We start from the raw sequence: 26,943 nt of genomic DNA on the forward strand, positions 1-26,943 counted from the left end.
CGGCGCCGTCAGTCGAGGTGCCGGAACCGCGGCCAGAGCTCCGACCACGGCCGGGTGCGCTCGCACACGAGGACCGGTTGCCCCTGTTCCTCGTTGTCGACGTCGAGACCGTTGTCCAGGCGCGTCACCTCCTCGCAGGACGCGAACAGGCTCCTCGCCAGCTCGGCCTGCTCGCCCACCACGACCACGGTCCGTGCGTCCTCCGGCGGGGCGGAGAGGTGGTACAGCTCGTTGTGCCCGCTGTGCACCGCCGGCAGGCCGAGGTCCGGCCCGTACCGGTGCAGGGCGCCGGCCTCGCCGTAGTTGGTGGCGATCAGCGTGGCGTCGGAGGGGTCCGGGAGGTTCCGTACGACGTCGGCGACCTGGTCGGCGTAGGCAGGCCACCCCACCTGGTCGCGGGCCAGCTGGTTGATGCCGGGGATCGGGGTCTGCCCCAGGACGCCTACCGGGATGACGGGCAGCGTGATGACGGCGCAGGCGACGGCATTGACCGCCACCGTGGTCCGCGCCGCCCGGCGTCGCCCCGGGGAGTGCATGATGGCGGCGGCGGGTACGCATCCGACGGCGAAGAGCACGATGACGAGTCCCGCCGGGTAGTAGATCTGCCCTCCGGCCGCGAAGGCGAGGACCAGGAGCACCACGAAGGCTGCGGCGATGCAGCGCGCAGGTCTCCAGTCGGTGCGGCGCAGCAGGTGCCACCAGCCGAGGCACCAGACGAGGGCCAGCGGCGGGCCGACGGTCAGGAACAGGAACCACCACATGTCCACCCGGGTGTCCGCCGCGTTGTTCTCGTTCAGGGCGGCCCCCATGGCCAGCTGCGGCCAGCCGTGCGCGGCCTGGTACACCAGGTTGGGCGCCGCCACGATCAGGGTGAGGGCACCGCCGAGCCAGGGCCAGGGCGTGGACAGCACCCGGCGGGGGCCGGTGACGACCAGCCCGGCCAGCAGGGAGACCAGCAGCCCCGCGATCAGCAGCTTGTTGTAGGTGGCGAGGCCGGCGATGGTCCCGGCGGCCAGCCACCATCCCGGCGCGTCCCTCAGCAGCGCCCGGACCACGCACAGGACGACGGCGGGCCAGAACACGAGGTCCACCGACGCGGTCAGCATGACGTGGCCGAAGAGCAGGGGGACCACACCGAAGCCGAATCCCCACGCGCACAGGCCCTGCGCGTACGCTGCGCCGCCGAACTCCCTGGTGATCAGGACCACCACCACGAGTGCCAGGACGGTCGAGAGGGTGGCGGGGATCCGGACGGCCCATACCTCGTCCGCGACGAGACCGAAGGACCGCACCAGCCACGGGGTCAGGGGCGGCTGGTCGAGGTACCCCCAGGCGGGAGGGAGCATCCGGAAGTACAGCTCGTCTCGGTGGTAACCGTAGCTCCCCGACACGAGCGTGAGCAGCAGGCAGAGCACCACCGCGGGCACGGCCACCGTGCGGGTCGCGAAGGGCGGCAGGGGCCGCGGCGTCACCCGGGACGACGTTGTGCGCATCCTCCTGTCACCGATCATCGGTGCCGCTCACGTCCGGTCCGGCGGGTGAGTGGCACATGATCCCCTTCGTCGCGGTCCGGCCGGCGTCACGGCCGGGTCGGTGCCGGGTCCCTCCCGCGGCATGGGTGCGCGGAGGAGGACCAGGGCGGGCTCGGCAGGGCCGCTTGCAGTGTTGCATCCCGGGCGGCACGGCACCAGAGGCCGCGCACCGTGCTCGTGACCTGCCGCCTCCGGGGAAGGCCTGCCGCCCTGCGCCGATGCCGTACGCGGCCGAGGGAGCGGCCGAGGGAGCGGACGTGGGACCGCAGATCGCAGGGGGATGGCGGAGGCACCCTCCCCGCGCGAGAATCGTGGGAGCGGACGCCGACTCTCCGGCGCCGGCGGGCGGAGGTGGAGGAGGCACCGTGACGGCGGACAGGGATCGGGACACGGGCACCACGGGGCGCGGCCGGCTGCTTCCCCGGCCGGCGCGCCTGCTCGTGGGCGTCGCGGTCGCCGTCTTCGCCGCCTCGCTCGGCTTCGTCCTCCTCTATACGACGTCACTCCCACCGGCCCTGTGCATCCTGATCGCGTTCGTGCTCGGTGGAGCGCAGCTCTACGCCCTGCGCCGCAGCCTCTTCCGCGGCGGCCGGCGGGACCCCACCGGCCCGTGACCATCCCGTGACCGTGCCCGGCCGCTGCGTGACAAGATGGGCCGGTGACCACGAATGCCCTCTCCGACGCCCGCACCACCATCCGGCCCATCCAGCCGGGGGACTACGACGACGTCCGCCGCATCACGCGCGCGGCCTATCTGGAGGCCGGGTACTTCACCGACGAGGGGCACCCCTACATGGCGGTGCTGTCGGACATCGAGCACCGCGTCGAGCACGCCGAGGTCTGGGTGGCCGAGCGGAACGGCGCCGTGGTCGGGTCGGTCGCGCTGACCTTCGCCGGCCAGCGGTACACGGACATCGCCGTCGAGGGAGAGCTCGAGTTCCGGATGCTGGCGGTGGACCCGGCCGTGCAGCGCGGCGGGGTGGGCCGGGCCATGGTGGAGCGCATCGTCGAGCACGCCCGCACGCTCCCCGGCATCGAGGCGGTGAGCCTGACCAGCGGCTCGGACATGGTCCGCGCGCACCGCCTCTACGAGTCGATGGGTTTCGTGCGCGTCCCCGAGCGCGACTGGGAGGTCCCGAACGAGGACATCCTGCTCTGGGTCTTCCGCCTGGAGCTCTGACCGGCGGATCCGGCGGACGCGACCGCCGTCGTCGGGCCCGCCCGATGCCGGGCGCGCCCCTGGCCGCCACTAGACTGGAGGCCAGTTACCCACCTCCGACTTCCAGGGGAGATCCATGGCTGAGATCAACCGGGACGACGTCGCGCACCTCGCGCGGCTCGCCCACATCGACATGACCGACGAGGAGCTCGACCGCATGGCCGGGGAGCTCGCCGTGATCGTCGACTCCATCAAGAGCGTGAGCGAGGTGGCGGGCGACGACGTCCCCGCGACCAGCCACCCCATCCCGCTGAGCAACGTGTTCCGCGAGGACGTGGTGGGGGAGACGCTCAGCAACGAGGAGGCGCTCCTCGGCGCACCCGACAACGCCGACGGCCGCTTCAAGGTCCCTGCAATCCTGGACGGGGAGTAACCCATGACAGACCTGATCCATCTCTCCGCCGACGCCCTGGCGCGGAAGCTCGCCTCGAGGGAGGTCTCCGCCGTCGAGGCCACGCAGGCCCACCTCGACCGCATCGACGCCGTCGACGGCGCCATCAACGCGTTCCTGCACGTCAATACCCGTGAGGCGCTGCTCGTCGCCGCCGGGGTCGACAAGGCCCGGGCCGACGGCGACACCCTCCACCCGCTGGCCGGCGTGCCCATCGCCGTCAAGGACCTCATCGTCACGAAGGGCCAGCCCACCACGGCCGGCTCGAAGATCCTCGAGGGCTGGCAGAGCCCGTACGACGCCACCGTGGTCCGCAGGCTCCGGGCCGCGCGGATGCCGATCCTCGGCAAGACCAACCTCGACGAGTTCGCCATGGGCTCCTCGACCGAGCACTCGGCGTTCGGTCCCACCCGCAACCCGTGGGACCTGGACCGGATCCCCGGCGGCTCCGGTGGCGGTTCCGCCGCCGCCGTCGCCGCCTTCGAGGCGCCCCTGGCCCTCGGCACCGACACGGGCGGCTCCATCCGCCAGCCGGGCGCCGTCACCGGGACCGTCGGCGTCAAGCCCACCTACGGCGGTGTCTCGCGCTACGGCGCGATCGCGATGGCGTCCTCGCTGGACCAGATCGGCCCCGTCTCCCGGACCGTGCTGGACAGCGCGCTCCTGCACGAGGTCATCGGCGGCCACGACCTGCACGACTCGACGTCGCTCACCGATCCCGTAGGCGCGCTCGTCGAGGCCGCGCGCCTGGGCCAGGTCGAGGGCATGCGCATCGGCGTCATCAAGGAACTGCAGGGCGAGGGCTACCAGGCCGGCGTCCTGACCCGCTTCTCCGAGTCCCTCGAGCTCCTGCGCTCGGCGGGCGCGGAGATCGTGGAGGTCTCCTGCCCCAACTTCCGGTACGCCCTCGGTGCGTACTACCTGATCATGCCGTCGGAGGCCTCCAGCAACCTCGCCAAGTACGACGGCGTCCGGTTCGGCCTGCGCGTGGTGCCCGACGGCGCCCCGACGATCGAGCGCGTCATGGGTGCCACCCGCGCCGCCGGGTTCGGCGACGAGGTCAAGCGCCGCATCATCCTCGGCACCTACGCGCTGAGCGCCGGCTACTACGACGCCTACTACGGCTCCGCGCAGAAGGTCCGCACGCTCATCCAGCGCGACTTCGCCGCGGCGTTCGAGCAGGCTGACGTGCTCATCTCTCCCACCGCGCCGACCACGGCGTTCAAGCTCGGGGAGAAGCTCGATGACCCGCTGGCGATGTACCTGAACGACGTCGCCACCATCCCGGCGAACCTGGCCGGCGTCCCCGGCCTGTCGCTGCCGGGTGGCCTCGCGGACGAGGACGGGCTGCCGGTCGGCGTCCAGCTCCTCGCACCCGCCCGCCAGGACGCACGCCTCTACCGTGTCGGTGCCGTCCTCGAATCACTGCTCGAAGAGACGTGGGGCGGCCCTCTGCTGGCCAAGGCCCCGGAGATCACACAGATCGCAGGTGGGAAGTAATGACTGCTGTAACCGATGAGATCCTGACCTTCGACGAGGCCATGGAGAAGTACGATCCCGTGCTCGGGTTCGAGGTCCACGTGGAGCTCAACACGAGGACCAAGATGTTCTCCTCCGCGCCCAACGCGTTCGGCGACGTGCCGAACACGAACGTCACGCCGGTGGACCTCGGGCTGCCCGGTGTGCTGCCCGTGGTCAACGGTGTGGCCGTGGAGTCCGCGATCAAGATCGGCCTCGCGCTGAACTGCAGGATCGCCGAGAAGTGCTACTTCGCCCGGAAGAACTACTTCTACCCGGACACCCCGAAGAACTTCCAGACGTCCCAGTTCGAGGACCCGATCGCGTACGACGGCTCCATCGACATCGAGCTCGCCGACGGTACGGTCTTCACCGTCGAGATCGAGCGCGCCCACATGGAGGAGGACGCCGGCAAGCTCACCCACATGGGTGGGTCCACGGGCCGCATCCAGGGCGCCGAGTTCTCCCTCGTGGACTACAACCGCGCAGGCGTGCCCCTCATCGAGATCGTCACCAAGCCGATCGTCGGCGCCGGATCGCGTGCCCCCGAGCTCGCGAAGGCGTACGTCGCGGCGATCCGCGAGATCGTGAAGAACCTCGGCGTGTCCGACGCCCGCATGGAGCGCGGCAATGTGCGCTGCGACGCCAACGTCTCCCTCAAGCCCAAGGGCCAGGAGAAGTTCGGTACCCGGACCGAGACCAAGAACGTGAACTCGCTGCGCGCCGTCGAGCACGCGGTCCGGTACGAGATCCAGCGCCACGCCGCCGTCCTCGACTCCGGGACGCCGATCCTGCAGGAGACGCGCCACTGGCACGAGGACACGCGCTCGACGACGTCGGGGCGGCCCAAGTCCGACGCCGACGACTACCGCTACTTCCCGGAGCCGGACCTCGTGCCGGTCGTCACCAACGAGGCGTGGATCGAGAAGCTCCGCGCCGAGCTGCCCGAACCGCCCGCCGAGCGCCGCAAGCGCCTGCAGGCCGACTGGGGCTACTCCGACGCCGAGTTCCGCGACGTCGTCAACGCCGGTGTCATGTCCTCGATCGAGGACACCGTCGCCGCGGGCGTGAGCGCCGCCGTCGCCCGCAAGTGGTGGATGGGCGAGATCTCGCGCCGCGCCAAGCTGGCCGACGTCGAGCCCGCCGAACTCGGTGTCACGCCCGAGCTGATCGTGGAGCTCAACGCGCTCATCGAGTCCGGCAAGATCAACGACAAGCTCTCCCGCGACGTGCTCGACGGCGTCCTCGCCGGGGAGGGCACACCGGCCGAGGTCGTGGAGAAGCGCGGCCTCGCGGTCGTGTCCGACGACGGACCCCTGCTCGAGGCGATCGACGGTGCCCTCGCGGCGCAGCCCGACGTCGCCGACAAGATCCGCGGCGGCAAGGTCCAGGCCGTCGGCGCCATCGTGGGCGGCGTCATGAAGGCCACGCGTGGACAGGCCGACGCCGGCCGCGTGCGCGAGCTGATCCTGCAGCGCCTGGGCGTCGAGGGGTAGCCGGCCGACATTCCGGTGTGTCGTCGGCGCCGGGGGAGCCGGTGGGGACATCCACCCCCCGTTCCCGCGGCGTCGGCGTCCGCAGTTCCAGGAGGTCCCATGGCGGTGACGCCGCAGGCCGAGATCGACATCACGCCGTCGCTGGTCCGGGCCCTGCTCATCGCCCAGGCACCGGACCTGGCGCATCTCCCGCTGCACCCCGCCGGCAGTGGATGGGACAACACCCTCTTCCGGCTGGGGGAGGAGCTCGTGGTGCGCCTGCCCCGGCGGGCGGTGGCCGACGAACTGATGGCGGCGGAGCAGCACTGGCTCCCGGGGCTCACCGCGTCCCTCGGAGTTCCCACGTCGGCGCCCGTGCGCGCCGGCACACCCGGCCCGGACTACCCATGGCACTGGTCCGTCTGCCGATGGATCGACGGGGTCGGCGGCATCACCGTCCCGCGGGCCGGGCGTTGCTCCGCGGCCGCCCCGCTGGCGCGGTTCCTCGTGGACTTCCAGCGCCCCGCTCCGCCCGACGCCCCGGTCAGTCCCGTGGGCCGCGGCGGTCCGCTGGCAGCGCGCGACGACGTCGTCCGGACGCGGCTCGCGTCGCTCCCGGCGATACCCGGTGTCCCTGCCCCGCTGCTGACGGAGGTCTGGGAGACGGCCCTCGCGGCACCGGTCTGGTCGGGGGCGCCGCTCTGGCTGCACGGGGACCTGCACCCGGCCAACGTGGTCCTCGGGCCGGACGGCGCGCTGGCCGGCGTCGTCGACTTCGGGGACCTGTGCTCCGGGGATCCTGCGACCGATCTCGCCGCGGCCTGGCTGCAGTTCGACGCCGCAGGCCGGTCCGTGTTCCGGGCCGGACTCAAGGCCCTCCGCGCCACCGACGCCGCGACGTGGGACCGGGCGCGCGGCTGGGCGCTGAGCATGGGCAGCGCCCTGGTGGCGGCGTCGGACGATTCCCCGGAGTTCCTCGCCCTCGGGGTTGAGATCCTGATCGAGGTCCTGACCGACTGAGGGGGAGGTCCGCCCGCGGGGCCGCTGGTAGTGTTGCCCCGGGCAATATCCCGCCCGGCACTCGTACCGCCCAGGCCCGGCCCATCCCGCCGGTGTCGGCGGCATGGAAGGAACTGTCCAGTGAAGGCGCTGTACAAATCCGGGGCTCGTCCCGGTTTCGAACTCGTGGACCGGCCCGAACCCGACGCAGGGTGGGGCGAGGTCAAGATCCGGGTCATGACCACCGGCATCTGCGGCACGGACCTCCACATCGAGAGCTGGGACTCCTGGGCGCAGGGCATGATCAAGGCGCCCCTCATCCCCGGCCACGAGTTCTACGGCGAGGTCGTCGCCCTCGGGGACGGGGTCCGCGACGTGCGTGTCGGCGACCGCGTCTCCGGCGAGGGCCACATCGTCTGCGGTATCTGCCGCAACTGCCGCGCCGGCCGCCGCCAGATGTGCATCCACACCTCGAGCGTGGGAGTGCAGCGCGACGGGGCGTTCGCCGAGTTCGTCGTCGTCCCCGAGACCAACGTCTGGGTGCACGACGCCACCATCACGCCCGAACTGGGCGCCGTCTTCGACCCGTTCGGCAACGCCGTGCACACCGCCCTGAGCTTCCCGCTCGTCGGTGAGGACGTGCTGATCACGGGCGCGGGTCCCATCGGACTCATGGCCGTCGCGGTCGCCCGCCACGCCGGTGCCCGCAAGATCGCCATCACCGACGTCTCCGCGCCCCGCCTCGAGCTCGCCCGCGGCGTCGGCGCCGACATCGCCGTCGACGTCAGCCGCATGCGCATCGCCGACGCCCAGCACGAGCTCGGGATGAAGGAGGGCTTCGACATCGGCATGGAGATGTCCGGCCACGCCACCGCCCTGCCCGAGATGATCGACAACATGAACCACGGCGGGAGGATCGCCCTGCTCGGCCTGCCCTCCGGCCCCATCTCCATCGACTGGGGCAAGGTGGTCACGCACATGCTGACGCTCAAGGGCATCTACGGTCGTGAGATGTTCGAGACCTGGTACGCCATGAGCGCCATGCTGCAGTCCAACAGGAGCCTGCGCGAGGCGGTCGCGTCCGTGGTCACCGACTGCCTGCCGGCGAGCCAGTGGCAGCAGGGCTTCACAACGGCGCGTGACGGCGCCAGCGGCAAAGTGGTCCTCGACTGGACCACCCTCTAGGAAGCAGGAACCCCATGTACTCAGCAGTCCGCGACCAGCTCGCCGGTGAGCTCGATGCCATCCGCAGCGCAGGCCTCTTCAAGCACGAGCGGCGCATCTCCTCGCCGCAGTCCAGCTCCATCACCGCCGGAGCCCTCGGCGCCGAGGATGCACGGGTGCTCAACTTCTGCGCCAACAACTACCTGGGCCTCGCCGACCACCCGGACATCATCGCCGCCGCCAAGACCGCGCTCGACGAGCGGGGGTTCGGCATGGCGTCGGTACGCTTCATCTGCGGTACCCAGGACCTGCACCTCGAGCTCGAGCGGCGTGTCTCGCGGTTCCTCGGCACGGAGGACACCATCCTGTTCTCCTCCTGCTTCGACGCGAACGGGGGCGTCTTCGAATCGCTCCTCGGCGCGGAGGACGCCGTGATCTCGGACGCCCTGAACCACGCGTCGATCATCGACGGCATCCGCCTCTCCAAGGCCCAGCGCTTCCGCTACGCCAACCGCGACATGGCCGACCTCGAGGCGAAGCTGCAGGAGGCCTCCGGTGCGCGGCGCCGCCTGATCGTCACCGACGGTGTCTTCTCCATGGACGGCTACCTCGCGCCGCTCGAGGCCATCTGTGATCTCGCCGAGCGGTACGACGCCATGGTCATGGTCGACGACTCCCACGCCGTCGGCTTCATGGGCGCCACCGGCGCCGGGACGCCCGAGCACGCCGGTGTCGCCGACCGCGTGGACATCTTCACGGGAACCTTCGGCAAGGCCCTCGGCGGGGCGTCCGGCGGGTACGTGGCCGCCCGGGCCGAGATCGTGGCCCTGCTGCGCCAGCGGGCACGGCCCTACCTGTTCTCGAACTCCCTCGCCCCCTCGATCGTCGCGGCGACGATGACCGCGCTGGACCTGGTCGAGAGCAGTGGTGAGCTCCGCGGGACCCTCATCCGTAACGCCGCACAGTTCCGCCGGCGCATGACGGAGGAGGGCTTCGAGCTCCTCGAGGGCGAGCACGCGATCATCCCGGTCATGTTCGGCGACGCCGTGCTCGCCGCGCGCACCGCCGACGCGATGCTCGCCCACGGTGTCTTCGTCACCGCATTCAGCTACCCCGTGGTCCCGAAGGGCGCAGCGCGGATCCGCGTCCAGCTCTCCGCCGCCCACACGGACGACGACGTCGAGGCCTGCGTGCAGGCGTTCGTCGCCGCCCGTACCGAGGTGGACGCGGGCGGTCCGGGAGCGGACGGCGGGCAGGCGTCCGACGCCGGTTCGCCCGGTGCGCACGTGGGCGGCGCGTGATCCGGTACCGCCTCGCGGTTTCCTGCAGGTCCTAGGGGCGCACGTCCCCGTCGACATACATCCAGCGCCCTTCCACCCGGACGAATCGGCTGCGCTCCTGCAGCAGCCCCGAGCGCCCGGCTCTCCGGAACGACGCTCGGTACTCCACCACGCCGGCGTCGTCGGAGTCGCCGCCGAGGGCCGTGTCGACGATCTGCAGGCGCCGCCACTCGACGTCCCCGTCGAGATCGACGGTATCCGGACGTGTCGATGGGTCCCACGAGTCGAGCAGGTACCTCTCCAGCCCGAGAGCGAACGCTGAGAACCGTGAGCGCATCAGTGCCAGCGCCGTCGACGCTGCCCCTCCCCGGTGGAGCGGCCCGCAGCATTCCTCATACGGCAGGACGGTGCCGCAGGGGCAGTTGTCGGGCGTCATGCAATCGCCTTTCCTGACCGGGCGGGGTCGATCGCTCAGGAGACCTCGTCGGAGACGCGGATGACGACCTTGCCGGTCGCACCGTTCTCGACGGCGTCGTGAGCGGCGCCGGTCTCCTCGAGCGGGAACCAGGAGAGGGGGAGTCCGGCAGCCTCCCCGACAGGCAATGCCCCGCTGCCCAGCGCCGCCGTGATGTCCTCCGCCGCAGCGACGAGCGCATCCCCACCCACCGTGTAGAGCAGCAGGCCCTGCCAGCGGACGTTCTTCGCGAAACTCGCGACCACGGGGGCGGTGAAGTCGTCACCATTGTTGTTCGCGTAGTAGGCGATGGAGCCATGGTTGGCGATCACCTCGACGTCGAGCGCCGCGTTCTGCCCGGGGGACACCTCCACGACATGGTCGACGCCGCCTGGAGCGACCTCGCGGATGTGCCGGGCGAGGGAATCGTCGGGGTAGCGGAGAACGTGGTGGGCCCCCGCGGCGAGACCGAGCTCGGCCTTCGCGTCGCTGCTGACCGTTGCGATGACGGTTGCGCCTGCCCAGGCGGCGAGTTGGATCGCCGCGTGGCCGACGGCTCCGGCGCCGCCCTGGACGAGAACGGTGCGTCCCTCGAGGGCGCCGGGAGCGAGTCGCGACGGCCCCTGCTCGTGGACGGTCAGGGCGCGGTGCGCCGTCATCGCCGGTACACCCAGGCTGGCTGCCACATCGAGATCGACGCCGTCCGGCAGGCGGACAGCCCGTCCGGCGGGAATCACGGTGAACTCCTGGGCGGTCCCCGTCGGGCGGCCGTGAGCAGCCAGGTAGATCCATACCCGGTCGCCCACCTGCGGCTCGGTGACGCCCTCGCCGACCGCGTCGACGACCCCGGCACCGTCCTGGTTGGGGACTACCTCGGGGAACGGGAGATCGCCGTCAGCGCGGGCCTTCCAATCCGTGGGATTCACGCCGGAGGTGACGATGCGGACTCGCACTTCGCCCGGACCGGGCGTCGCGACGTCGCGGTCGACGAGAGAGAGAACGGAGGAGGGACCGGTGGAGGAGTAGACGATTGCTTTCACGACTAGCCGGAACTGCCGATGCCCGGACGGTATTCCCCGGGCCCGGGATCCGCCCGATCGACGGGGAGAGCACACCGGACGCCCCCTGCATGGGGGAGGCCCACCCTAGGATGACGGGATGAGCTCCCTCGAGTGCGACGTCCTGATCATCGGCGGCGGGATCGCCGGCCTCTCGCTGGCGTCCGCGCTGGCCCCGTTCTCGAGCGTGGTCCTGGTCGAGGCGGAGCCCACGCTCGGGTACCACACCTCGTCGCGCTCGGCCCGCCAGCTCATCCCGAGCTACGGGCCCGAGCCGGTCCTGGACCTGACCCGGCGCACCCTCGACCTGCTCTCCGGCGTGGAATCCTCCACCGGGCTGCCGCTCACCGTGCCGCGGTCCTTCCTGCTCATCGGGTCGGAGGCCGACGTCGCGGGCAACACCAGTCCGGCGATGCGTCCCGTGTCCCACGCCGAGGCCCTCGAGCTGTGCCCGCAGCTGCGGCCCGGCTCGTTCGAGGCGGCCGCCATCGACACGGCCTGCGTGGGCACCGACACCGACCTCCTCCTCGAGTACCACCGCAGGAGCGCGAGCGACGACGGCGTCATCATCCTCACGGGCGCGCCCGTGACGGCCGCACGCTACGACGGCGCCGGCTGGAGCGTCCGCGCCGGGTACCGCAGCATCAGCGCCGAGGTGGTGGTGGACGGGGCCGGCGCCTGGGCCGACAGCGTCGCGGACCTGTGCGGGGTCGCCCCCCAGGGTCTGGTCCCGCTGCGGCGGACGGCGGCGATCGTCGCCGCCGAGAACGCGCCCCCGGTCGGCACGCCCATGGTGGCCGCCGCGGACGAGTCGTTCTACTACCGGCCCGACGCCCGGGGCGTGCTCATCTCGCCGAGCGAGGCCGAGCCCGACGAACCGGGCGACGCCCAGCCGCACCCGGGCGACGTCGAGCGGCTCATCGACCACCTGGCCACCGTCACCACCCTGGGCATCACGACCGTCCACCGATCCTGGACGGGCCTGCGGACCCAGCGGGCCTCCGGGCTGCCGGTGGTCGGATTCGACCCCGGCCACCCCGGCTTCTTCTGGCTCGCCGGACAGGGGGGATACGGCTTCCAGTCGTCGTCGGGCATCGCCGAACTGGCGACGGTCCTCCTGACCGGGGCCGACCCCGCCGATCTCGGCGCCGACCTCGAGAGCATCACCGCCGCCGCGACGGCGCTCCGGCCGGGCTGAGACCTGCCCATCCGACCGGCCGGCCCGCGACCGGCGATCCCGGGGGGATACCGCCGTCCGCCCGGCACCCGGTCGTGGAGCAGCGCAGCCGTCGAGGAGCCCCACCCGCAACGTCGGGAAGCCCGCTTCGACGCCCTCAGCGAACGGAAGCCCCACCAGCGCCCTGCCCCGCGATCCGCCGCCGGAGCAGGTCTAGGATGGGCGCATGAACGTCATCGAAACACGCCTTCCCGGCATCGGAGTGCGGCGCGAGATCGTCACCGGCTCCGGTCGCAGGGTAGGGATCGTCGCCCAGCGGGACGGCGATCTGGACCTCATCATCTCCAAGGCGACGGACCCGGACGCCTGCGTGGCCTCCATCCCGCTCACCCCCGACGAGGCGGCGACCATCGGCAACCTGCTGGGCTCGCGGCAGCTCGTCGCCCAGCTGACGGAGGAGCACCGCGACCTCCCCGGGGTGTCCACGCGACAGTTCCTGATCGAGCCCGGCTCGCCCTTCGACGGCCATCCCCTCGCGGCCACCCGGATGCGCTCGCGCTCCGGCGCGTCGCTGGTCGCCGTCCTGCGCTCGGGCCAGGTGCAGGCCTCGCCCACGCCCGACTTCACGCTCGTTGCCGGTGACCTGCTGGTGGTGGTGGGCACGTCCGAAGGCCTCGACGCCGCGGCGGACATCCTGCGCAACGGCTGAGCGGCCTGTGCACACGACCGCTCTGACCCTGATCGAACTCGGCGCCATCCTCCTGTTCCTCGGCATCCTCGGGCGGCTCGCCGGCCGGATCGGACTCTCGCCGATCCCGCTCTACCTCATCGGAGGACTGTTCTTCGGGCAGGGCGGCATCATCGAACTCGAGGGCGTCATCGAGTTCAGCGAGGTGGCCAGCGAGATCGGCATCGTCCTGCTGCTGCTCATGCTCGGTCTCGAGTACACGGCGAAGGAACTCGTCACCGGTCTGCGCCAGTCGTGGTCGGCGGGGATCGTCGACTTCGTCCTCAATTTCACACCCGGCGCGCTCGTCGCCGTCATCCTCGGCTGGGGTCCCGTCGCCGCGCTCGTCATGGGCGGGGTCACCTACATCTCCTCGTCGGGGATCGCCGCGAAGGTCATGGAGGACCTGGGGCGGCTCGGCAACCGCGAGACGCCCACGGTCCTCGCGATCCTCGTGTTCGAGGATCTCGCGATGGCCGTCTACCTGCCGGTGCTCACCGCGGTCCTGGCGGGGCTGAGCTTCGCCGGCGGGCTCGGCACCGTGGGGATCTCCCTGCTCGTGGTGACCCTCGTGCTGGTGGTCGCCCTGCGGTGGGGGAACGTCGTCTCCGCGGTGGTCGACAGCGCCGACCGCGAGGTCTTCCTCCTGACCCTCATCGGTGCGGCCCTCCTCGTCGCAGGACTCGCCTCGGCCCTGCAGGTCTCGGCGGCCGTGGGCGCGTTCCTGCTCGGGATCGCCATCTCGGGTGCTACGGCGGAGAACGCGGCGCGCGTCCTCGAACCCCTGCGGGACCTCTTCGCGGCCATCTTCTTCGTCGTCTTCGGGCTGAACACCGATCCGGCATCCATCCCTCCCGTGCTCGCTGTCGCCCTGCTCCTGGCGGTCGTCACCTCGGCCACCAAGATCGCGACCGGCTGGTGGGCCGCCCGGCGGCAGGGGATCGGGCCGAAGGGCCGGGCACGTGCCGGCACCGCGCTCGTGGCGCGTGGCGAGTTCTCGATCGTCATCGCCGGGCTCGCGGTGACCTCCGGCGCCGTGATCCCGGATCTCGCCGCACTGGCCACCACGTACGTGCTGCTCATGGCCGTCCTCGGGCCCGTCCTCGCGCGTGTCGCCGAGCCGGGCATGGAGCTGCTGGAGCGACTGCCGCGACGGCGTCGCAGCACGGCGCCCGTGGCCTGACCGGCCGACGGCGGATCGGCGGGGCAGCGACCCCCTGGCACGCGCCCCGGTACGGGGCGCGTGTCAGTCGTCGAGGATCTTGCCGATCGGCTCCCGCTTCTCCGCCTGGAACGTGTCCTCCTCGCGCCCGTACGCCCAGTAGCCCGAGAGCGAGACCTGCGAACGGGCGAGGCCCTTGTCCGTGAACAGGACGTCGCGCAGTGCCTTCATGGCGCCCCGCTCGCCGTGCACGAACGCGTCCACCCGGCCCTCGGGCCAGGGGCCGGCGGCGACGGCGTCGGCGAGGAGCGTCGTGGTGCCGGCCGGCTGCCCGTCGCGGAGCAGCCAGTGCAGCTCCACGCCGGCGGGTGCTGCCAGGTCGATGATCTCCGCGGCGCTGTCCACCTCGAGGTAGGCGTGCCCGACGGCGGCGGGGTGCAGCGCCTCGAGGCCGGCGGCGATCGCGGGCAGCGCGGAGTCGTCGCCCACGAAGAGGTGCCAGTCGGCGTCCTGGTCGGGGGACCACTTGCCGGAGGGTCCCATCAGCACCAGGGGCTCGCCCGGCACCGCCGCCGCCGCCCACGGGCCGGCGATACCGGCGTCGCCGTGCACCACGAAGTCGATCGCGAGCCGTTGCGACGCCGCATCGAGCCAGCGGATGGTGTAGGTGCGCTTCACCGGCCGGTCGTCCGCGGGGAGCTCCTCCTTCAGGGCCGCGAGGTCGTACGGCGGCACGAGCCCGAGTCCGGGCTTCGCGAACAGCAGCTTGGCGTACTTGTCCGTCGCGTCGCATTCCTGCAGGTCGGCGAACCCCGGTCCACCGGCGACCACCCGGACCAGGTGGGGGCTCAGCCGGTGCGTCTCCAGCACGGTGAGGACCGCCTGCGGACGGGGCGGCTTGCGGGAGGGCGCGGACGCGGGCGAGGACATGGAGGGTGCTTCCTTCTGCAGGGGATGAGGCAACCCTAACAAGCTTCACTGGAGGGGCGCTGGGAGCTCCCCATGCACCGCGGCGAGCAGGGAGCCGTCGTCGACCAGCAGTCGCGCGGCCTCGATCTCGGGCGCCAGGTAGCGGTCCGTCCCCGGGCCCTCGACGTCCTGCCGCAGGCGGCGCCGGACGGCGGTGATCGGGGCGGCGCTGCGGTACCCGGGGGCACCGCCGTCGCGCATGTCCAGTGCCCTCGCCGCGGTCAGGATCTCGATGGCGAGCACGCGCGTAAGACCGTCGACGGCCCTGCGCAGCTTGAGCCCGGCGGCCCAGCCCATGGACACGTGGTCCTCCTGCATCGCGGAGGAGGGGATGGAGTCCACGGACGCAGGGTACGCGAGCCGCTTGAGCTCGGAGACGATGCCCGCCTGCGTGTACTGCGCGATCATGTGCCCGGAGTCGACGCCGGGGTCGTCCGCGAGGAAGGCGTTGAGCCCATGGCTGCGGGCCTTGTCGAGGAAGCGGTCGGTCCGGCGCTCGCTCATGGAGGCGACGTCTGCGACGGCGATCGCGAGGAAGTCCAGGACGTAACCCACGGGGGCACCGTGGAAGTTGCCGTTGGACTCGATGCGGCCGTCGGGCGTGACCACCGGGTTGTCGATCGCGGACCCCAGTTCGACGGAGGCCACTGCGTCGGCATGGGCGAGCGTGGCGCGCGCGGCCCCGTGGACCTGGGGTGCGCAGCGCAGCGAGTAGGCGTCCTGGACCCGCGTGAACCGGTGGCGTCCGGTCCCGGAGGTCAGCTGCTCGGCGATGAGCGGCGAGTCGGAGAGCAACGCCCGGATGTTCGCGGCCGACGCCACCTGCCCGGGGTGCGGCCGCAGGGCGTGGAGGTCCTCGGCGAACACGGCGTCGGTGCCGAGCAGCCCCTCGACGCTCATCGCGGCCGCCAGGTCCGCCGTCGCGAGCAACCGGTGCAGGTCCGCCGAGGCGAGGACCAGCATGCCGAGCATGCCGTCCGTCCCGTTGATGAGCGCCAGACCCTCCTTCTCGCGGAGCTCCACGGGGGTGATCCCGGCGGCGGCGAGGGCGACATCGGCGGGCACGAGCGCCCCAGCGCCGTCGCGGACCGTTCCCTCGCCCATGAGCGCCAGGGCCACGTGCGAGAGCGGTGCGAGATCACCCGAGCAGCCCAGCGATCCGTACTCGCCGATCACCGGGGTGATGCCGGCGTCGAGCATCGCCGCGTAGGTGGTGGCGACGACGGGACGGACCCCGGTGCGGCCCGTGGCGAGGGTCGAGAGCCGACCGAGCATCAGGCCCCGCACCACCTCGCGGTCCACCTCGGCGCCGGAGGACGCCGCGTGGCTGCGGATCAGGCTGCGCTGGAGCTGCGTGCGCTGGTCGAGCGGGATGTGCCGGGTGGCGAGGGCCCCGAAACCCGTCGAGACGCCGTAGTGCGGGGTGCCGTCGTCGACCAGTGCTTCGATGACCCCGCGGGACGCCTCCATCGCGGCCAGCGCGTCCGGCGCCAGGGTGACCCGTGCGCCGTGACGGGCCACGGCGACGACGTCGGCGGGGGACAGGGGGCCGGTGCCGACAGTGACGGGACCAGTGACGGGACCAGTGACGGGACCAGTGACGGGACCAGTGACGGGGGGCTGGGACACGGTCTGCCTCGGTTCCTGCGGTGCTCACCGCTATTGCCATTGGGTGGAAAGGACGTTTCAATAAGTGAAAACTACGGTAGGTCCAAACGCAAGGAGGCGAGCATGGCGGAATCCTCGACCCGCACCGTGGAGCGCGCCCTCGTGCTCCTCGGTGCCGTGTGCGACGCCGGGTCGCTCACCCTCGCCGACGCCGCGCGGGAGGCCGAGCTCTCGGCGTCGACGGCGCTCCGACTCCTGCGCACCCTCGAGGGCACGGGCTTCGTGCGGCGCGACGCGCTCGGCGCGTACCGGCCGGGCCTGCGCGTGGTGCAGCTCGGTGCGCAGGCGCTCGGTCACGAGTCGCTCGTCTCCCTCGCGGAACCCGCCCTCGACCGCCTCGTCGAGCAGACCGGCGAGTCGGCGTACCTGAGCGTGCCCTCGCACGACGGCGAGGGCGTGTACCTCGCGATGCGCGAGGGCACCCACTCGGTCCGGCATGCCAGCTGGGTGGGCCGCAGCATCCCGCTGGGCGGGACCGCCGTCGGCGCAGTCCTCACGGGGGGACCGCCGGCCGACGGCTTCGTCGTCGTGCGGGACGGCGTCGAGACCGACGTCACCGCGATCGCCGCACCCGTCTCACCCGGCGGCCGCGCCGTCGCGGCCCTCAGCGTGGTGGTCCCCAGCTACCGCATCACCGCGGCGGAGGCCCGGCGCTTCGGGATGCTCGTCGCGCACGAGGCGGCGTCCCTCCTCACCCCACCAGCCCCGGACGCGTGCGCCGTCGTCCTCGACCCCCAGGGAGAACCGGCATGACGAACACTCCGAACCCCAGACACGATCCCTCCCGCTCCGTCCGGGCGGCCCGCGGCACGAAGTTGACCGCGAAGAGCTGGCAGACGGAGGCGCCACTGCGCATGCTCATGAACAACCTCGACCCCGAGGTGGCCGAGCGGCCCGAGGACCTGGTGGTCTATGGCGGCACGGGCCGCGCGGCGCGCAGCTGGGACGCGTACGACGCCATCGTGCGCACGCTGGAGACCCTCGAGGACGACGAGACGCTCCTGGTGCAGTCGGGGAAACCCGTCGGCGTCTTCCGCACCAACCCGTGGTCGCCGCGCGTGTTGCTCGCCAACTCCAACCTCGTGGGCGACTGGGCCACCTGGCCCGAGTTCCGCCGCCTCGAGGCCGAGGGCCTCATGATGTACGGGCAGATGACGGCGGGCTCCTGGATCTACATCGGCACGCAGGGCATCCTCCAGGGCACCTTCGAGACCTTCGCGGCGATCGCCCGCAAGCGGTTCGGCGGCACCCTCGCCGGCACCCTGACCCTCACCGGGGGCTGCGGCGGCATGGGCGGCGCCCAGCCGCTCGCCGTCACCCTCAACGGCGGCGCCGTCCTGATCGTCGACGTCAGCGAGGCCCGCCTGCGCCGCCGGGTCGCCAAGCGCTACCTGGACACGGTCGCGGACACGCTCGACGACGCCGTCGCGCAGGTCCTCGCGGCGAAGCGCGACAGGCGCGCCCTGTCCGTGGGCGTCGTCGGCAACGCCGCGACCGTCTTCCCGGAGCTGCTGCGCCGGGGGCTGGACGTCGACATCGTCACCGACCAGACCTCGGCCCACGACCCGCTCAGCTACCTGCCCGAGGGCATCGCCCCCGACGAGTGGGAGCGCGAGGCGGCGGCCGACCCCGAGGGCTTCACCAAGAAGGCGCAGTCCTCCATGGCCCTCCACGTCGAGGCGATGGTCGGCTTCCTCGACGCCGGGGCGGAGGTCTTCGACTACGGCAATTCCATCCGCGACGAGGCCCGCACGGGCGGGTACGGGCGCGCGTTCGACATCCCCGGCTTCGTCCCCGCCTACATCCGCCCGCTGTTCTGCGAGGGGCTGGGCCCGTTCCGCTGGGTGGCGCTCTCGGGGGACCCGGCGGACATCGCCGTGACGGACGCCGCCCTCAAGGAGCTGTTCCCTGACAACGGGCACCTGCACCGCTGGCTCGATGCCGCCGCCGAGCACGTGGAGTTCGAGGGCCTGCCCGCGCGGATCTGCTGGCTCGGGTACGGGGACCGCGCGAAGGCCGGGCTGCTCTTCAACCGGCTCGTGGCCGAGGGCAGGGTGTCCGCGCCCATCGTCATCGGCCGCGACCACCTCGACTCCGGCTCCGTCGCCTCGCCCTACCGCGAGACCGAGGCCATGGCGGACGGTTCGGACGCCGTCGCCGACTGGCCGCTCCTGAACGCCCTGCTCAACACCTCCTCCGGGGCCACCTGGGTGTCCATCCACCACGGCGGCGGCGTGGGGATCGGCCGGTCCATCCACGCCGGGCAGGTCTCGGTGGCCGACGGGACCGACCTCGCCGCGCAGAAGCTCGAACGCCTCCTGACCAACGATCCGGGCATGGGCGTGATCCGGCACGTCGACGCCGGCTACGGACGCGCCCGCGAGGTGGCCGCCGAGCGGGGCGTGCGCATCCCCATGGACTCCTGAGCACCCGATCCGAAGGAAGATAGCACCATGCAGACCGTCTCCTCAGTCCTCGACTCCATCAGCGGCGTGGGCCGCGACCCCGCCCGCGGCGGGTACTCGCGCGGCGTGTTCACCGGCCCCGAGCAGTCGCTGCGCGAATGGTTCTCCGCGGAGGCCGCTGGGCGCGGGCTGTCGGTGGAGACCGACCGGAACGGCATCCTCTGGGCGTGGTGGGACGCGACGGACAGCCGTGACGGCGCCCTCGTCACGGGCAGCCACCTCGACTCCGTGCCCGGCGGCGGAGCGTTCGACGGTCCGCTCGGCGTCGCCTCCGCGCTCGTGGCCGTCGACCTGCTGCGGGAGCGCGGCGTGCAGCCCAACCGCTCGCTCGCCGTCACCGTCTTCCCCGAGGAGGAGGGCTCCCGCTTCGGCGTCTCGTGCCTCGGCTCCCGCCTGCTCACCGGAACCCTCGACCCCGACCACGTGCGGTCCCTGACCGATGCCGACGGCACCACCTTCGCCGAGGCGTCCCGCGCCGCAGGCCTCGACCCGGCGCACCTCGGCCGGGACGAGGAGGCGATCCGGCGCATCGGCGACTTCGTGGAACTGCACGTGGAGCAGGGCCGCGGGCTGATCGACCTGGACTCCGCCGTCGCCATCGGGTCCACCATGCTCGGCCATGGGCGCTGGCGCCTGTCCATCACCGGGCAGGGCAACCACGCCGGCACCACGCTCATGGCGGACCGCGAGGACCCGATGATCGCTGCCGCCCAGGTGGTCCTCGCGGTGCGGAGGATCGCCGCGGAGCAGGACGGCGCCCGCGCTACCGTCGGGCGCCTGCAGCCCGTGCCCGGCGGCACGAACGTCATCGCCTCGCGCGTGGACCTCTGGCTCGACGTCCGCCACGAGGAGGATGCCGTCACGGCATCGCTCATCGAGAAGATCCACGGACAGGCCCAGAAGATCTGCGCCTTCGAGGGGTGCCGCGCCACCCTGACGGAGGAGTCACGCAGCGGCACCGTCCACTTCGACGGCGCACTGCAGCGCACGCTCGGCCTCGCGCTCGGCCGCTCCTTCCCCGGGGCGCCGACACTGCCCACCGGCGCCGGACACGACGCCGGCATCCTCGGCGCCGTCGCGCCGACCGCGATGCTGTTCGTGCGCAACCCGACGGGCGTCAGCCACTCGCCCGAGGAGTTCGTGGAGCGCGAGGACGCCGACGCCGGTGCCGTCGCGCTCGCGGACGTCCTCGAAGACCTGCTGTGACGCGGGGACCCGGGGAGCACGGCGCAGGACCGACGGCCGGCAGCACCGCGTCCGCGACGACCGGCCGGGCCGATGCGGGCCCGCTCCCCGGCGACGTGCCCGCGCAGCAGACCGGACCGGCCGTGCGCGCGGTCTGGTGCGAGTCCGCCTGGCTCGGAGCCGGGGACGTCGTGGAGGCCGCGCGGGTGGAGGTGGACGCCGGCGGCCTGGTGGTCGGTGTGCTCCCGGGGGTGCCGGCGCGCGAGGGCGACGCCGTCCTGCGCGGGGTCGTGTTCCCCGCGGCGGCGAACGCGCACTCCCACGCCTTCCACCGCGCTCTGCGCGGGCGGACCCACGGCGGCGGGGGGACGTTCTGGACGTGGCGGAAGGCGATGTACCGCGCGGCGGACGCCCTCACGCCGGAGCTGTACGAGGAGCTCGCGACGGCCGTCTACGCCGAGATGGTCGTGGCGGGCTGGACGAGCGTCGCGGAGTTCCACTACGTGCACCACCGACCGGACGGTACGCCGTACGGGCAGGACGACGCCGGCGAGCCCCACGCCATGGAGCTCGCCCTCGCCCGGGCCGCCGTCCGGGCAGGGATCCGGCTCACCCTGCTGGACACCTGCTACCTCGCCGGCGGGTTCGGCGCGCCGCTGCAGGAGGGGCAGCGACGGTTCTCCGACGGCACCGCCGGGCGCTGGCTCGAGCGCCTGGCCCGGCTGCGGGAGGTGGTCTCCTCGGACCACCCCGCGCACCACGTCACCGTCGGTGCGGCCATCCACTCCGTCCGCGCGGTGCCCGAGGAGGACCTCGCGGTGATCGGGCGGCTCCTCCCGCCCGACCTGCCCCTGCACGTGCACCTGTCCGAGCAGCCGGCGGAAAACGAGGACTGCCTGCGGGCCACCGGCTGCACCCCCACGGCGCTGCTTCACCGGCACGGCCTGGTATGTGACCGGCTGTCCGCCGTGCACGCGACCCACGTCACCGCCGGCGACATCGCCGTGCTCGCGGACGCCGGAGCCACCGTCGTCCTGTGCCCCACCACCGAGGCGGACCTCGCGGACGGCCTCGGGCCGGCCGGGGAGTTCCGCGACGCCGGGGTCCGCCTGGCGCTGGGCACCGACCAGCACGTCGTCGTCGACCCGTGGCGGGAGATGCGGGCACTCGAGGACGGGGAGCGCCTGCGCACCGGACGGCGGGGACACTTCGATTCCGGGACCCTCCACCGGATCGCGGCGCTGCACGGGACGGCATCGCAGGGACGGCACGCCGCCGGCTTCGGGCGGGGCCGGGTCGCGGACTTCATGGCGGTGGACCCCCGCACCACGCGCACGGCCGGCTCCTCCCGCGACCAGCTGGCGTACACGGCGACGGCGCAGGACGTGACGGGGGTCGTCGTCGGCGGCATCCTCACGGCGCAGGACGGGCTGCATGCCACCCTCGGCGACCCGGCAGCCCTGCTCGTCGCCGCGATCGCGCGCCTGGACGCCGCGGCGGCTGCGGCGCAGGTCCGGGAGCAGCGCTGATGTCCCTGCTCATCACGAACATCGGCGAGCTCACCACGCAGGACGCCGACGGTACGGTGCTCCGCGACGCCGCGGTGGTCCTCGAGGGGGAGCGCGTCAGCTGGATCGGGGCGTCCGCGGACGCCCCGGCGGCGGACGAGGCCCACGACGCCGGCGGCCGCGCCGGCCTGCCCGGCTGGGTGGACAGCCACACGCACCTCGTCTTCGCCGGCGACCGCACCGCCGAGTTCGAGGCGCGCATGGCCGGGGAGCAGTACACCGCGGGCGGGATCGCGGTCACCGTCGGGGCCACCCGCGCCGCCGGGGACTACGAGCTCACTCGGCTCCTGCTCGCGCGCGTCGCCGAGGCCGCCGCGGGCGGGACCACCTACCTCGAGACCAAGACCGGCTACGGGCTCGACGTCGCCCACGAGGCGCGCAGTGCCCGCATCGCGGCCGCCGTCGCGGACGAGGTCACCTTCCTCGGCGCGCACCTCGTCCCGGCGGGGGAGGACGCCGACGCCTACACGGACCTCGTCGTCGGGCCCATGCTCGACGCCGTCCGCCCGTACGTGCGCTGGGCGGACGTCTTCTGCGAGCGCGGAGCGTTCACCACCGACCAGTCGCGCCGCGTGCTGGCCGCCTGCGCCGCCGCCGGGCTGGGCCTGCGCGTGCACGGGAACCAGCTGGGTCCGGGCGACGGCGTCGCGCTCGCGGTCGAGTTCGGCGCCGCCAGCGTGGACCACGTCAACCACCTGTCCGACGGCGACATCGAGGCGCTCGCCGGCACGTGGGCGGGCGCCGCGCAGGGCGTCCCCGGCACGGTCGCGACCTGCCTGCCCGCCTGCGACCTCTCCACGCGCCAGCCCTTCCCGCCCGCACGGCGGCTGCTCGACGCCGGTGTGCCGATCGCCCTGGCCAGCAACTGCAATCCCGGGACGTCCTTCACGAGTTCGATGGCCTTCTGCGTCGCGACCGCGGTGCTGCAGATGGGACTGGGCGTGCAGGAGGCGGTCCGGGCCGCGACGTACGGCGGAGCCCTTGCCCTGCGCCGCCACGAGGGCGACGACGCCGCGGGCCGCCGCGCGGTCGGCTCGCTCGCCGTCGGGCACCGGGCCGACCTGCAGCTGCTGGACGCGCCGTCGGTGACGCACCTGGCCTACCGGCCGGGCATGCCGCTCGTGCACGCCGTGTGGCGGGCCGGGGAGCGGGTGCGGTAGCGGTCGGGCCCGACGACGCATTTGGCCTTCCGGGATGCCTGGGCGCCCGGTCGGAGCGGGCGGCCGCGTCCGGCTGGGAATCCCCGGCGGGCGCTGGGAGGATAGCGCCATGCCTGCCGAGCCCGCCTCCTCCGCCGTCCCTGCCGAGCGCGGGCCCGCACCGTCGTCCGCCGGCCCCGTACCGGCCGACGCCCCCTCGAGGCGCCGCATCACCACGGAGCTGCTCATCGTCTTCGGGCTCTCGCTCGGCCAGTCCGGCGTGTACTCGATCGTGAGCCTCACCGAGAAGCTCACGCGCGGGCCGCTCGGGGCGCAGACCACCACGCTGAACCCCGTGCTCGACGAGCGGGAGTACTTCGACCTCACCTACCAGCTGCTGGACATCCTCTTCGCCCTGGTGCCGGTGGCACTCGTCCTGTTCCTGCTCAGCGGCCACGGCGTGTCCGCGTTCCGCCGCCTCGGGTTCACCTTCGACAGGCCACTGCGCACCGTGGGCTTCGGCGTGGGCCTCGCCGCGGTCATCGGCGTGGGCACCCTGGGCGTGTACGCCGCCGGGCGTGCGCTGGGGATCACGACGGCGCTGGTGCCCGCCGCGCTGGAGTCCTACTGGTGGACCGTCCCCGTGCTCGTCCTCTCGGCGGTGCGGCATGCGGTGCTGGAGGAGGTGATCGTGGTGGGCTACCTGTTCCTCCGCCTGCGCCAGTTGGGCTGGTCCACCCCGGCCATCATCCTCACGAGCGCACTGGTGCGGGGCAGCTACCACCTCTACCAGGGCTTCGGTCCGTTCATCGGGAACGTGCTGATGGGTCTGCTGTTCGCATGGTTCTACACACGCACCCGCCGGGTCATGCCGCTCGTGATCGCCCACGCGCTGATCGACACCGCGGGGTTCGTGGGCTTCGCGCTCCTCGGGCCGGCCATCGGGATCGGCACCTGAACAGCCGGGACGAGCTTCGCTCTCCTTCTTTGCGCACGGAAATCATGACTAAATTCCCCGCCATGCACGGTGTTACGGTGGGGGCGTTCAGCGGGAAGCGGCGGCTCCATCCGGGCCGCTACGGGACCAGCCAGGAGGAATCATGAGCGTCGTCACGAGTGTCTCGGAGTGCAGCGTCCACAACTGCTCGTTCAACCACGACGGCTGTACCGCCGTCGCCATCACGGTGTCCGGGTCCGAGGAACATGCGTCCTGCGCCACCTTCATCGATACGTCCATCAGCGGCGGCCTGCCCAAGGTGCTCGCCCACGTGGGGGCGTGCCAGCGCTCGGAATGCAGCTTCAACCACGACCTGCTGTGCAGTGCACCGGCGGTCAAGGTGGGCCCGGGCGCCGAGGCCGCCGACTGCCTCACCTACACCCACGCCTGATCCCCCTCGTGGACCGGGGAGACGGGAGGGACCCGTTCCCGGGTCCCTCCCGTCGTGCGGAGCGGGGCGTCAGATCTCGATGGGCCCGTCGGAGGTCTCGAAGGTCACCGACATGATGCCCGGCGTGCCGTTCGGGGCGATCCACTGGACCCGGACGCCGTCGAGGGTCTCCTCGACCTCGGTGCCCAGCCACTCGGTCACCCGCTCGGAGGAACCGGCGATCGTGAGGCAGTCCAGCTTGACGGACGCCGGACGGGCCTTCGAGGGGTGCAGTTCCTCGGTGCCCTCGTCCCAGCGCAGCAGGTAGGGGACCTGCGGGTCGGCGATGAGCCCCTTGATGCCGATCTGCTGCCAGGTCAGCTCCTGGCCGTCGGGGAACTTGCGGTTGCCGGGGACCGCGCTGCGGCCGAGACGTTCCTCGAAGGGCGCGAGGTCGTCGACGGCGACGCACCATCCCATCCAGCCTCCGCCGGCTTCGGAGCGGGCGCGTACGGCCTGGCCGAACGGCGCCTTGTCCGACGCGGGGTGGTTGAGGACCTCGACGACCTCGAGGTACTGGCCATTGGCCAGCGGGAAGATCATGTTCCGGGTGCCGAAGCGGGGGTGCACACCGCCCTTCACAGGCTCCATGCCGAGCCGGCCGGAGATGCGGTCGGCGGTCGCGGCAAGTCCATCGGGTTCACAGGCGTACGAGACGTGATCCAGGCGCATGCCGACAGTGTTGCACTAAGTGATGGGGGTCTCAGCTAAGGCTTGCCTTACTCCTGATGCTGCGCCTCGTGCGGTCACCGACGGTCCCCTCGGTGTCCCGTTCCCGACCGCCCGAGCTGCCGCTTCACGCATCGTCACACGTATTGCCGGATCAGCTCCGATGGGCTTTCATGAATGCAGGTCATGAGTGCCAGCACGAAGCCCCGGCTTGCTGGCCGGCAACCCTCCAACCGCGGTGGGGTGCCCCGGGTGAAGACCAGGTTCGGCGCCAGACCGGCGCCGCGCAAGCGCGGGCTCCTGCGGGGCCGATGCCCGGGACGGCTTCGTCGGCAGGGCATCGGACGAGGAGGAGCCCCTTGACCAGGGAGCACCATGTCCAACGATTGGTCCTTTGAGACACGCCAGATCCACGCCGGCCAGGTGCCGGATGCTGCCACGGGGGCGCGTGCGCTTCCCATCTACCAGACGACGTCCTTCGTCTTCCCGAGCGCGGAGAGCGCGGCCAACCGGTTCGCCCTGACGGAGCTCGCCCCCATCTACACGCGCATCGGGAACCCGACGCAGGAGGCGGTGGAGACGCGGATCGCGAGCCTCGAGGGCGGTGTCGGCGCCCTGCTGCTCGCCTCCGGGCAGGCCGCCGAGACCTTCGCGGTCCTGAACATCGCCGAGGCCGGGGACCACATCGTGGCCAGCCCCAGCCTCTACGGCGGCACCTACAACCTCTTCAAGCACACGCTGAAGAAGTTCGGCATCGAGACCACGTTCGTGGAGGACCCGGACGACCTCGAGCAGTGGCGCGCCGCCGTCCGGCCGAACACCAAGCTGTTCTTCGGCGAAGTGGTGTCCAACCCCCGGCAGGACGTGCTGGACCTCGAGGGCGTCAGCGCCGTCGCGCACGAGCACGGGGTGCCCCTGATCGTGGACAACACCCTGTCCACGCCGTACCTGATCCGGCCCATCGAGTGGGGAGCCGACATCGTGGTGCATTCCGCCACGAAGTACCTCGGCGGGCACGGCAATGCCATCGCAGGCGTCATCGTCGACTCCGGGAACTTCGACTTCGCGCAGTACCCCGAGCGGTTCCCGGGCCTCAACACCCCCGACGAGAGCTACCACGGGCTGGTCTACGCGCGGGACCTCGGCGTGGACGGCGCGCTCGGCGCCAACCTCGCGTACATCCTGAAGGCGCGGGTCCAGCTGCTGCGGGACCTCGGCTCCGCCGTGTCGCCCTTCAACGCCTTCCTCATCGCGCAGGGCCTGGAGACGCTCAGCCTGCGCCTGGAGCGCCATGTCCAGAACGCGCAGGCCGTCGCCGAGTGGCTCGAGGGGCACGACGACGTCGAGGGTGTCGCCTACGCCGGGCTCGCCTCGAGTCCCTGGTACGAGCGCGGGAGGAAGTACGGGCCCGGCGGTACGGGGGCGATCGTCAGCTTCGACATCGCCGGCGGACTGGAGGCGGGCAAGCGCTTCGTGGACGCCCTCGAGCTGCACTCCCACGTGGCGAACGTGGGCGACGTCCGCTCGCTCGTCATCCACCCGGCATCGACCACGCACAGCCAGCTGGGGGCGGAGGCGCAGCTCACCGCGGGAGTGCGGCCCGGCCTGGTCCGGCTGGCCGTGGGCCTGGAGAACATCAACGACATCCTCGCCGACCTCGACGCGGGGTTGCGCGCCGCCAAAGGAGCCTAGCCCTT

25 protein-coding genes and 1 riboswitch are annotated in these 26,943 nt (G+C 72.3%); of the genes, 19 read left to right on the forward strand and 6 right to left on the reverse strand.

The window, feature by feature from the left end; translation table 11 throughout:
* Positions 1-8: 8 nt before the first annotated feature.
* Entirely contained in the window at positions 9-1,493 is a 1,485-nt protein-coding gene (locus CI785_RS07655; RefSeq protein WP_157940206.1) for a glycosyltransferase family 39 protein, read from the reverse strand.
* A gap of 404 nt (positions 1,494-1,897) precedes the next feature.
* On the opposite strand from CI785_RS07655, the gene CI785_RS07660 reads away from it, so the two are divergent.
* The 8 genes from CI785_RS07660 to CI785_RS07695 all read left to right on the forward strand — a co-directional run bounded on the left by CI785_RS07660 (position 1,898) and on the right by CI785_RS07695 (position 9,599).
* A complete protein-coding gene (locus CI785_RS07660) occupies positions 1,898-2,146 on the forward strand; it encodes a hypothetical protein (protein ID WP_105031475.1) in 249 nt (82 codons plus the stop codon).
* A gap of 44 nt (positions 2,147-2,190) precedes the next feature.
* Entirely contained in the window at positions 2,191-2,712 is a 522-nt protein-coding gene (locus CI785_RS07665; protein WP_105031476.1) for a GNAT family N-acetyltransferase, read from the forward strand.
* A 115-nt stretch (positions 2,713-2,827) separates the two neighbouring features.
* Entirely contained in the window at positions 2,828-3,124 is a 297-nt protein-coding gene (gene gatC / locus CI785_RS07670; RefSeq protein ID WP_105031477.1) for an Asp-tRNA(Asn)/Glu-tRNA(Gln) amidotransferase subunit GatC, read from the forward strand.
* A 3-nt stretch (positions 3,125-3,127) separates the two neighbouring features.
* Positions 3,128-4,642 (forward strand): Asp-tRNA(Asn)/Glu-tRNA(Gln) amidotransferase subunit GatA, encoded by a 1,515-nt coding sequence (gene gatA, locus CI785_RS07675; protein WP_105031478.1) that lies wholly within the window; start codon positions 3,128-3,130, stop codon positions 4,640-4,642.
* Positions 4,642-6,156 carry an Asp-tRNA(Asn)/Glu-tRNA(Gln) amidotransferase subunit GatB gene (gene gatB, locus CI785_RS07680; protein WP_105031479.1) on the forward strand — a complete coding sequence of 505 codons (1,515 nt, stop codon included), beginning with the start codon at positions 4,642-4,644 and terminating at the stop codon, positions 6,154-6,156. Before gatA ends, gatB begins: the two co-directional genes overlap by 1 nt.
* Positions 6,157-6,255: 99 nt before the next feature.
* Complete coding sequence (locus CI785_RS07685; protein WP_105031480.1) at positions 6,256-7,155, forward strand: aminoglycoside phosphotransferase family protein; 900 nt, start codon at positions 6,256-6,258, stop codon at positions 7,153-7,155.
* A gap of 120 nt (positions 7,156-7,275) precedes the next feature.
* Positions 7,276-8,319: an L-threonine 3-dehydrogenase gene (gene tdh / locus CI785_RS07690; protein ID WP_105031481.1), complete on the forward strand. Its 1,044-nt coding sequence runs from the start codon at positions 7,276-7,278 to the stop codon at positions 8,317-8,319.
* A 14-nt stretch (positions 8,320-8,333) separates the two neighbouring features.
* The gene (locus CI785_RS07695; protein ID WP_105031482.1) at positions 8,334-9,599 is read left to right on the forward strand and encodes a glycine C-acetyltransferase; all 1,266 of its coding nucleotides are present in this window, start codon (positions 8,334-8,336) and stop codon (positions 9,597-9,599) included.
* A 31-nt stretch (positions 9,600-9,630) separates the two neighbouring features.
* Here CI785_RS07695 and CI785_RS07700 read toward each other — a convergent pair whose 3' ends face one another.
* Both CI785_RS07700 and CI785_RS07705 read right to left on the reverse strand, forming a co-directional pair.
* Positions 9,631-10,014: a YchJ family protein gene (locus CI785_RS07700; protein WP_105031483.1), complete on the reverse strand. Its 384-nt coding sequence runs from the start codon at positions 10,012-10,014 to the stop codon at positions 9,631-9,633.
* A gap of 35 nt (positions 10,015-10,049) precedes the next feature.
* A complete protein-coding gene (locus CI785_RS07705; protein WP_105031484.1) occupies positions 10,050-11,072 on the reverse strand; it encodes an NADPH:quinone reductase in 1,023 nt (340 codons plus the stop codon).
* Positions 11,073-11,190: 118 nt separating this feature from the next.
* Here CI785_RS07705 and CI785_RS07710 point away from each other — a divergent pair, with 118 nt between their 5' ends.
* The 3 genes from CI785_RS07710 to CI785_RS07720 all read left to right on the forward strand — a co-directional run bounded on the left by CI785_RS07710 (position 11,191) and on the right by CI785_RS07720 (position 14,177).
* The gene (locus tag CI785_RS07710; protein WP_105031485.1) at positions 11,191-12,288 is read left to right on the forward strand and encodes an NAD(P)/FAD-dependent oxidoreductase; all 1,098 of its coding nucleotides are present in this window, start codon (positions 11,191-11,193) and stop codon (positions 12,286-12,288) included.
* A 205-nt stretch (positions 12,289-12,493) separates the two neighbouring features.
* A complete protein-coding gene (locus CI785_RS07715; RefSeq protein WP_105031486.1) occupies positions 12,494-12,976 on the forward strand; it encodes a cation:proton antiporter regulatory subunit in 483 nt (160 codons plus the stop codon).
* 7 nt (positions 12,977-12,983) lie between these two features.
* Positions 12,984-14,177, forward strand: coding sequence for a cation:proton antiporter (locus tag CI785_RS07720; RefSeq protein WP_105031487.1), 1,194 nt, complete (start codon positions 12,984-12,986; stop codon positions 14,175-14,177).
* Between the two features lie 63 nt (positions 14,178-14,240).
* Here CI785_RS07720 and CI785_RS07725 read toward each other — a convergent pair whose 3' ends face one another.
* Positions 14,241-15,086 carry a siderophore-interacting protein gene (locus CI785_RS07725; protein WP_105031488.1) on the reverse strand — a complete coding sequence of 282 codons (846 nt, stop codon included), beginning with the start codon at positions 15,084-15,086 and terminating at the stop codon, positions 14,241-14,243.
* A 45-nt stretch (positions 15,087-15,131) separates the two neighbouring features.
* A complete protein-coding gene (gene hutH / locus CI785_RS07730; RefSeq protein ID WP_105031489.1) occupies positions 15,132-16,754 on the reverse strand; it encodes a histidine ammonia-lyase in 1,623 nt (540 codons plus the stop codon).
* A 102-nt stretch (positions 16,755-16,856) separates the two neighbouring features.
* Between hutH and CI785_RS07735 the strand changes: the two genes are divergently transcribed.
* From CI785_RS07735 to CI785_RS07765, 7 genes are all read left to right on the forward strand, one after another.
* Positions 16,857-17,546: an IclR family transcriptional regulator gene (locus CI785_RS07735; RefSeq protein WP_105031490.1), complete on the forward strand. Its 690-nt coding sequence runs from the start codon at positions 16,857-16,859 to the stop codon at positions 17,544-17,546.
* Positions 17,543-19,219, forward strand: a complete 1,677-nt coding sequence (hutU, locus tag CI785_RS07740) for a urocanate hydratase (RefSeq protein ID WP_105031491.1) — start codon at positions 17,543-17,545, stop codon at positions 19,217-19,219. The genes CI785_RS07735 and hutU overlap by 4 nt, the downstream gene beginning before the upstream one ends.
* Before the next feature lie 27 nt (positions 19,220-19,246).
* A complete protein-coding gene (locus tag CI785_RS07745) occupies positions 19,247-20,464 on the forward strand; it encodes an allantoate amidohydrolase (RefSeq protein WP_105031492.1) in 1,218 nt (405 codons plus the stop codon).
* Complete coding sequence (locus CI785_RS07750; protein WP_240615072.1) at positions 20,461-21,972, forward strand: formimidoylglutamate deiminase; 1,512 nt, start codon at positions 20,461-20,463, stop codon at positions 21,970-21,972. Before CI785_RS07745 ends, CI785_RS07750 begins: the two co-directional genes overlap by 4 nt.
* Positions 21,972-23,171 (forward strand): imidazolonepropionase, encoded by a 1,200-nt coding sequence (hutI, locus tag CI785_RS07755; protein WP_105031493.1) that lies wholly within the window; start codon positions 21,972-21,974, stop codon positions 23,169-23,171. Before CI785_RS07750 ends, hutI begins: the two co-directional genes overlap by 1 nt.
* A gap of 109 nt (positions 23,172-23,280) precedes the next feature.
* A complete protein-coding gene (locus CI785_RS07760) occupies positions 23,281-24,108 on the forward strand; it encodes a CPBP family intramembrane glutamic endopeptidase (protein ID WP_105031494.1) in 828 nt (275 codons plus the stop codon).
* 142 nt (positions 24,109-24,250) lie between these two features.
* The gene (locus CI785_RS07765; protein WP_105031495.1) at positions 24,251-24,538 is read left to right on the forward strand and encodes a DUF1540 domain-containing protein; all 288 of its coding nucleotides are present in this window, start codon (positions 24,251-24,253) and stop codon (positions 24,536-24,538) included.
* Positions 24,539-24,607: 69 nt separating this feature from the next.
* Here the strand turns inward: CI785_RS07765 and CI785_RS07770 are convergent, their stop codons facing one another.
* On the reverse strand, positions 24,608-25,249 hold the full coding sequence (locus CI785_RS07770) for a VOC family protein (RefSeq protein WP_105031496.1): 642 nt from the start codon (positions 25,247-25,249) through the stop codon (positions 24,608-24,610).
* A 179-nt stretch (positions 25,250-25,428) separates the two neighbouring features.
* Positions 25,429-25,545: riboswitch (SAM riboswitch) on the forward strand.
* A 76-nt stretch (positions 25,546-25,621) separates the two neighbouring features.
* Between CI785_RS07770 and CI785_RS07775 the strand changes: the two genes are divergently transcribed.
* Complete coding sequence (locus CI785_RS07775; protein WP_105031497.1) at positions 25,622-26,938, forward strand: bifunctional o-acetylhomoserine/o-acetylserine sulfhydrylase; 1,317 nt, start codon at positions 25,622-25,624, stop codon at positions 26,936-26,938.
* Positions 26,939-26,943 lie beyond the last annotated feature (5 nt).

This window comes from Arthrobacter ruber (genome assembly GCF_002954225.1).
Lineage (GTDB): Bacteria > Actinomycetota > Actinomycetes > Actinomycetales > Micrococcaceae > Arthrobacter_D > Arthrobacter_D ruber.

What these genes read in the sequence shown, in the direction of transcription:
- gatB (WP_105031479.1), top strand. Translation starts at nt 4,642, where the DNA reads ATGACTGCTGTAACCGATGAGATCCTGACCTTCGACGAGGCCATGGAG.
- CI785_RS07735 (WP_105031490.1), top strand. Translation starts at nt 16,857, where the DNA reads ATGGCGGAATCCTCGACCCGCACCGTGGAGCGCGCCCTCGTGCTCCTC.
- hutI (WP_105031493.1), top strand. Translation starts at nt 21,972, where the DNA reads ATGTCCCTGCTCATCACGAACATCGGCGAGCTCACCACGCAGGACGCC.
- CI785_RS07765 (WP_105031495.1), top strand. Translation starts at nt 24,251, where the DNA reads ATGAGCGTCGTCACGAGTGTCTCGGAGTGCAGCGTCCACAACTGCTCG.
- CI785_RS07695 (WP_105031482.1), top strand. Translation starts at nt 8,334, where the DNA reads ATGTACTCAGCAGTCCGCGACCAGCTCGCCGGTGAGCTCGATGCCATC.
- CI785_RS07655 (WP_157940206.1), bottom strand. Translation starts at nt 1,493, where the DNA reads ATGCGCACAACGTCGTCCCGGGTGACGCCGCGGCCCCTGCCGCCCTTC.
- CI785_RS07770 (WP_105031496.1), bottom strand. Translation starts at nt 25,249, where the DNA reads ATGCGCCTGGATCACGTCTCGTACGCCTGTGAACCCGATGGACTTGCC.
- CI785_RS07710 (WP_105031485.1), top strand. Translation starts at nt 11,191, where the DNA reads ATGAGCTCCCTCGAGTGCGACGTCCTGATCATCGGCGGCGGGATCGCC.
- hutU (WP_105031491.1), top strand. Translation starts at nt 17,543, where the DNA reads ATGACGAACACTCCGAACCCCAGACACGATCCCTCCCGCTCCGTCCGG.
- CI785_RS07715 (WP_105031486.1), top strand. Translation starts at nt 12,494, where the DNA reads ATGAACGTCATCGAAACACGCCTTCCCGGCATCGGAGTGCGGCGCGAG.
- CI785_RS07725 (WP_105031488.1), bottom strand. Translation starts at nt 15,086, where the DNA reads ATGTCCTCGCCCGCGTCCGCGCCCTCCCGCAAGCCGCCCCGTCCGCAG.
- gatC (WP_105031477.1), top strand. Translation starts at nt 2,828, where the DNA reads ATGGCTGAGATCAACCGGGACGACGTCGCGCACCTCGCGCGGCTCGCC.
- CI785_RS07760 (WP_105031494.1), top strand. Translation starts at nt 23,281, where the DNA reads ATGCCTGCCGAGCCCGCCTCCTCCGCCGTCCCTGCCGAGCGCGGGCCC.
- CI785_RS07775 (WP_105031497.1), top strand. Translation starts at nt 25,622, where the DNA reads ATGTCCAACGATTGGTCCTTTGAGACACGCCAGATCCACGCCGGCCAG.
- CI785_RS07700 (WP_105031483.1), bottom strand. Translation starts at nt 10,014, where the DNA reads ATGACGCCCGACAACTGCCCCTGCGGCACCGTCCTGCCGTATGAGGAA.
- gatA (WP_105031478.1), top strand. Translation starts at nt 3,128, where the DNA reads ATGACAGACCTGATCCATCTCTCCGCCGACGCCCTGGCGCGGAAGCTC.
- CI785_RS07685 (WP_105031480.1), top strand. Translation starts at nt 6,256, where the DNA reads ATGGCGGTGACGCCGCAGGCCGAGATCGACATCACGCCGTCGCTGGTC.
- CI785_RS07745 (WP_105031492.1), top strand. Translation starts at nt 19,247, where the DNA reads ATGCAGACCGTCTCCTCAGTCCTCGACTCCATCAGCGGCGTGGGCCGC.